Annotated in this window: 5 protein-coding genes; 2 read left to right on the top strand and 3 right to left on the bottom strand. The window is 70.4% G+C overall.

Annotated elements, in window-relative coordinates; genetic code table 11:
• Positions 1–1,035: MFS transporter (locus HV783_RS29140; RefSeq protein WP_175190335.1), on the bottom strand; the 1,035-nt coding region annotated here is incomplete at its 3' end.
• A 156-nt stretch (positions 1,036–1,191) separates the two neighbouring features.
• Here HV783_RS29140 and HV783_RS29135 point away from each other — a divergent pair.
• Entirely contained in the window at positions 1,192–2,097 is a 906-nt protein-coding gene (locus tag HV783_RS29135) for a LysR family transcriptional regulator (protein ID WP_175190334.1), read from the top strand.
• Here HV783_RS29135 and HV783_RS29130 read toward each other — a convergent pair.
• Entirely contained in the window at positions 2,081–3,076 is a 996-nt protein-coding gene (locus HV783_RS29130; RefSeq protein WP_254604097.1) for an AraC family transcriptional regulator, read from the bottom strand. The genes HV783_RS29135 and HV783_RS29130 overlap by 17 nt on opposite strands.
• A 381-nt stretch (positions 3,077–3,457) precedes the next feature.
• On the opposite strand from HV783_RS29130, the gene HV783_RS29125 reads away from it, so the two are divergent.
• Entirely contained in the window at positions 3,458–3,949 is a 492-nt protein-coding gene (locus HV783_RS29125; protein ID WP_054502349.1) for a GNAT family N-acetyltransferase, read from the top strand.
• Between the two features lie 59 nt (positions 3,950–4,008).
• Here HV783_RS29125 and HV783_RS29120 read toward each other — a convergent pair whose 3' ends face one another.
• Positions 4,009–4,986: a Bug family tripartite tricarboxylate transporter substrate binding protein gene (locus tag HV783_RS29120; RefSeq protein ID WP_054502445.1), complete on the bottom strand. Its 978-nt coding sequence runs from the start codon at positions 4,984–4,986 to the stop codon at positions 4,009–4,011.
• Positions 4,987–5,182: the final 196 nt, after the last annotated feature.

Here is a 5,182-nt window from a genome sequence, read left to right as displayed (position 1 = left end):
CAGCGCGACCAGCGCCGCGCGCGTGATGCGCCCGGCGCCGCAGCGGTCCACCAGGCGCCCCGCCGGCACGCCGCACAGCGCGCTGACCAGCGGCCCGGCCGACATCGCCAGCCCGGCCCGCGCCGGGCTCAACCCCAGCGCCTGGGTCAGATAGAACGGGCCGACGACCAAGGTCGCCATCATCACCGTGGACACCAGCGCGTTCATCGCCAGCCCCGCCGCCAGGAACGGTTGGCGCAGCATCGCCGGATGCAGCAACGGCGAAGCGGTGCGCGCCTCCGCACGCAGGAACAGCCAGCCGCCGCCAGCCGCGCCCAGCAGCAGGGCGGCATTGAGCGCGCCGAAATGGCCGCCGCCCAGCGTCATCGCCAAGGCGTAGGCCGCCAGCGTCAGCGCCAGCAGCAACGTGCCCGCGAGATCGAAGCGCGCGCGGCCCCCCGCCCGGCCCCGGTCCGCCGGCAGGTGGCGGCGCGCCAGCGCCAGCGCCAACACGCCCAGCGGCAGGTTCACCAGGAAGATCCAGCGCCAACCGAGCGCGGCGATCAGCGCGCCGCCCAGGGTCGGCCCCAGCGCGGTGCCCACCGCCGACATCGTGCCCAGCAACCCCATGGCGCTGCCGGTCCGCTCCCGGGGCAGCAGATCGCCGACGAACGCCATCGTCAACGCCATCATCACGGCGGCGCCCGCACCCTGCAGCGCACGCGCCGCCAGCAGCAGCCACAACGAAGACGCCAGTCCGCACAGCGCCGAGGCCGCCGTGAACACGGCGATGCCCGCCAGCAACAGGCGCCGCCGTCCGATCAGGTCGCCCAGGCGGCCCGCGCCGACGACGCACAGCGTGATCGCCAGCAGATAGGCCAGCACGATCCACTGCACCAGGGAAAACGGCGCATCGAAGACTCGCGCCAGGGTCGGCAGGCCGACGTTGGCGCTACTGGTGCCCAGCGAGGCCAGCAACAGGGACAAGGCCAGGCTGGCCAGCGGCCAGGCGACGGCGCGGGCGGCCGGGACGGAATGCGGAAGGGATTGCGACATGAAGGTCCGTAGCGGTTGGAAACGGCCGTCCGGCGCGCGCCGGAACAGCCCAGCCGCCAGCGTAGGACCGCCAGGCACATGGCGGAAGACGCAGCATTTGCACTTTATTCGTGCGTTTGACGCCATCTCATGGCCGCGCCGTGATACCGTCGCGCCATGTCCCGCCCCGACCTCAACCTGCTGCTCACGCTCGACGTCCTGCTGACCGAAGGCAATGTCGCGCGCGCCGCCCGCCGCCTGCGCCTGAGCCCCTCGGCGATGAGCCGGGCGCTGGCGAGGCTGCGCGAGACCACCGGCGATCCGCTGCTGGTGCGGGCCGGCCGCGGCCTGGTGCCGACGCCGCGCGCCCAGGAACTGCGCGACCAGGTCAGCCGCCTGGTACAGGAGGCGCAGGCCGTGCTGTGCCCCGCCGAACTGCTCGACCCGGCAAAGCTCTCGCGCGGCTTCACCCTGCGCGTCAGCGACGGCTTCGTCGAATACTTCGGGCCCGCGCTGATCGCCTTGGCCCAACGCGAGGCGCCAGGCGTGCGGCTGCGCTTCGTGCAAAAGCCAGACAAGGACAGCACCCCGCTGCGCGACGGCAGCGCCGATCTGGAAACCGGCGTGATCGGCGCCGCCAGCAGCCCCGAGATCCGCACGCGGGCGCTGTTTCGCGACCGATTCATCGGCGTGGTGCGCGCCGGCCATCCGCTGGCCAAAGGCAAGGTCACGGCGGCGCGCTACGCCGCCGGCCAGCATGTGCTGGTCTCGCGCCGCGGCCTGGACAAGGGGCCGATCGACGACGCGCTGCACGCGCTCGGCCTGGCGCGCCAGATCACGGTCATCGTCGCCGGCTTTTCCGACGCGCTGGCCCTGGCGCGCGCCTCCGACCTGATCGCCAGCGTGCCGGAACGCCACACCACCAACCTGCGCGCCGGCATGCACAGTTTCGCGCTGCCGGTGCAGGCGCCCGGCCTGACGATCTCGATGCTCTGGCATCCGCGCATGGATGCCGACCCCGGGCACCGCTGGCTGCGCGACTGCGTGCGGCAGGTCTGCGCGCTCGCTACGCCCGCAACGTGACCCGTTCGGGCCAGCGCCAGGACTGCTCGCGGAATTCCTGCGGCGGCATGTCGTAGATGCGCCGGAACGCGCGGGCAAAGTCCGAAGCGCTGCCGAACCCCAGCCCGTAGGCAATTTCCATGACGCCCAGATGTGGATAGCGCACCAATTCCTCGGCCGCCAGCCGCAACCGCAGATGGCGGATATAGGCGCCCAGCCCGCCCTCGTGCTGGAACAGGCGGTACACCGTCGGCCGCGGCAGGCACAGCGCCTGGATCACCGAGTCCGGCGTCAGGCCGGCCTGGTGCAGATTGGCCTGGATGTGGCGTCGCACCTGGGCAAACATCGCCGCCCGTGCGGCGGCGCGCGCATTGCCCGCCAGTCGCGCCTCCCTGCCGAAGGCGGCCAGCAGCAGACGCGCACAGGCCGTGATGTCGGCCTCGGCCCGCGCCCGGTCCAGACCCCGCACCGACTGCGCCAGCGCCGCGACCTGCCCGATCGCCAGCCGCGCCAACGGCATGGCGTCACGCAGCATGCGGCCGTGGATCGCCTGCGGATCCGGGAACACCTCCTGCACCAGATCCGCCGGCACGAACAGCGTCAACAGCCGGCAGGCCCGGCGCCGCATGCGCATCGGCTGGCCCAGGTCCAGCGCCATCACCCGCGCCGCGCCGCCATCGGCGGCGGGCCGCGAGCCATTGCGCACCGTCACCTCGTCAACGCCGCCCTCCAGGAATACGTGCAAGGCGAAATCGCGGATGTTGTCGCGCGAGATGCGCACCAGCGAACGTTCCAGTTGCATGGCGTCGGAACGGCACTCGGTGAACATCAGCGAGCCGGCGCGATAGCGGTCGATGGATGCATTGAAAGGCTGCCGCAGCGCGTCGCGGCTGGGCAGCACGTCGACCACGTGCCCGACCTGGTCGCGCCAGGCCAAAAGCCGGCGCTCAGGCGCCTGCGCCGCCACATCGAAATGATGGTGGGCGATCGCGGGTGGCATGCGCGGTGGTTGGCCGACAGGGTAAGCACTCGGGTTCATGCTTGCGGGTTGCCGCGCGGATGGCGCGGACGGAGCGGGACGCCAAATATGACAAAAAGTAAATTCGGCGTCTCCGACCAAAAAATGAGACGCACGGTATAGCCACGAGACTAACAGTATCTAAGCTTGCCAGGAGATTCCGCAAGACGTACGCGGACTCGGGCCGAAGTACCGCATGCCAGCGGGGCGCCGCGCCGGGACTTCCGACGCGCGCCGCACAGCGATTTCGCGCATTCCCTCGCGGGGAATGCGCGTTTTTTTGCTCCGGCGCATGCATTTCATGGAGCCGCTACCATATCCCTTTTGCCATCAGCCTGACCGGCCCGCCTTCCCGCCACGCCCATGCCTTCCCTGACTTTCCGCGCCCCCACTCCCGCCGACACCGACCGCTGCTTCGAGATCGAAAACACCGCCTACGAAGGCGACGAGGCCGCCACCCACGCCAAGATCGCCACCCGCATCGCCCAGTATCCGCAGGGCTTCCTGCTGCTCGAGGAGGACGGCATCATCGTCGGCTTCATCAACAGCGGCTGCGCCCACCAGGTGGTAATGGCCGACGAGGCCTTCAAGGAACTGGTGGGCCACGATCCCGACGCCCCCAACGTGGTGATCATGTCGGTCGTGGTGGAGCCCGCCCATCAGGGCAAGGGATATTCCACGCGTCTGATGGAAGCCTTCGTCGAGCAGGCCCGCGGCCTCGGCAAGCGGACCATCCACCTGATGTGCAAGGAGCGCCACGTCGCGCTGTACCGCAAGCTCGGCTACCAGTACGTGCGGCCGTCGCCGTCCGATCATGGCGGCATGGCGTGGCATGAGATGGTGATGGCGCTGTAGAAAGCAAAACGGCCGGTCGCGCGCAACCGGCCGCCGGCGCCGCGCCCGGACGCCCCGCCTCAATCCAGTTGGATCCTGGCGCTGTCGATGATCTGCTTCCAGCGCCGCGTCTCCTCGGCCGACAGCTTGGCCAGGTCTTCGCTGCCACCGGGAAACGGCACCGCGCCCTGCTCCGCCAACTGCCCCAGCAGCGCCTTGTCATTGGCAATGGCGATCACCGTGTCCTGCAGCTTGCGGATGACCTGCGGGTCCGTGCCGCCCGGCGCCATCACGCCGTACCAGGATTCCACCACCGCATCCTTGACGCCGGCCTCGGCCAGCGTCGGGATGTCGGGAATCGACGCGCTGCGCTTGTCGCTGGCCACCGCCAGCACCCGTACCTGCCCCGATTTGACGTACGGCAGCACATTGGGCAGGTTGGCGAACAGCACCTGCACCTGGCCCGACAGCAGGTCCGACGTGGCCGGCCCCGCGCCCCGGTACGGCACGTGCTCGAAACGGGCGCCCGAGCGGAACATGAACAGTTCGCCGGTCAGGTGGTTCACCGAGCCGATGCCCGCCGAGGCCATGTTCAGCTTGCCCGGATTGGCCTTGCCGTACGCCACCAGTTCGGCCACCGTCGCGGCCGGCGCGTCCCTGGACACCGCCAGCACGTTCGGCACCGTCGAGAACAGCGCAACCGGCGCGAAGTCCTTGTCGGCGTTGTAGGGCAGGTTCTTCGAAATCAGCGGCAGGATCGACTGCTGCCCCATCGTCGCCAGCAGCAGCGTGTAGCCGTCCGGCGCCGCCTTGGCCACGAAGTTGGCGCCGATGCTGCCGCCGCCGCCCGGCTTGTTCTCGACGATCACCGTCTGCCCCAGCGCCTCGGACATGCGGTTGGCCAGCAGGCGCCCCATGAGATTGACGGTGCCGCCCGGCGCGAACGGCACCACCAGCGTGATCGGCTTGGCGGGATAGGCCGGCGCCGCGTGGGCCGCCGGGTTGAGGCTCAGGGCCGCGGCCAGCGCCACGGCAAGTTTGGGCAGTGCTTTGAACATGACGGAATTCCCCTTGGTTTGATTCATACGGCGGCGCCTCAGGCGGCGGCCATGCCGTTTTCCTGATGGACCAGCGCGTGGGCGCGCCGTTGCAGCGTCTCGCGGGCGTCGGCGGCGCGTTCGCGCGCGGCGTCGATCGCCGCCTGGCGCGCGTCAAGGACCGCGTGCTGCTCGCGCAGGCGCGCCCGCACCGACC

Source organism: Achromobacter dolens, assembly GCF_902859745.1.
GTDB lineage: Bacteria > Pseudomonadota > Gammaproteobacteria > Burkholderiales > Burkholderiaceae_B > Achromobacter > Achromobacter dolens.
The sequence above is the reverse complement of the archived record's forward strand: the minus strand, read 5'-3'. Positions and strand labels throughout refer to the sequence as shown.

Bases quoted from the DNA above. Each gene is read 5' to 3' on its own strand.
- HV783_RS29120 (WP_054502445.1), bottom strand. From the start codon at position 4,986: ATGTTCAAAGCACTGCCCAAACTTGCCGTGGCGCTGGCCGCGGCCCTG.
- HV783_RS29135 (WP_175190334.1), top strand. From the start codon at position 1,192: ATGTCCCGCCCCGACCTCAACCTGCTGCTCACGCTCGACGTCCTGCTG.
- HV783_RS29125 (WP_054502349.1), top strand. From the start codon at position 3,458: ATGCCTTCCCTGACTTTCCGCGCCCCCACTCCCGCCGACACCGACCGC.
- HV783_RS29130 (WP_254604097.1), bottom strand. From the start codon at position 3,076: ATGCCACCCGCGATCGCCCACCATCATTTCGATGTGGCGGCGCAGGCG.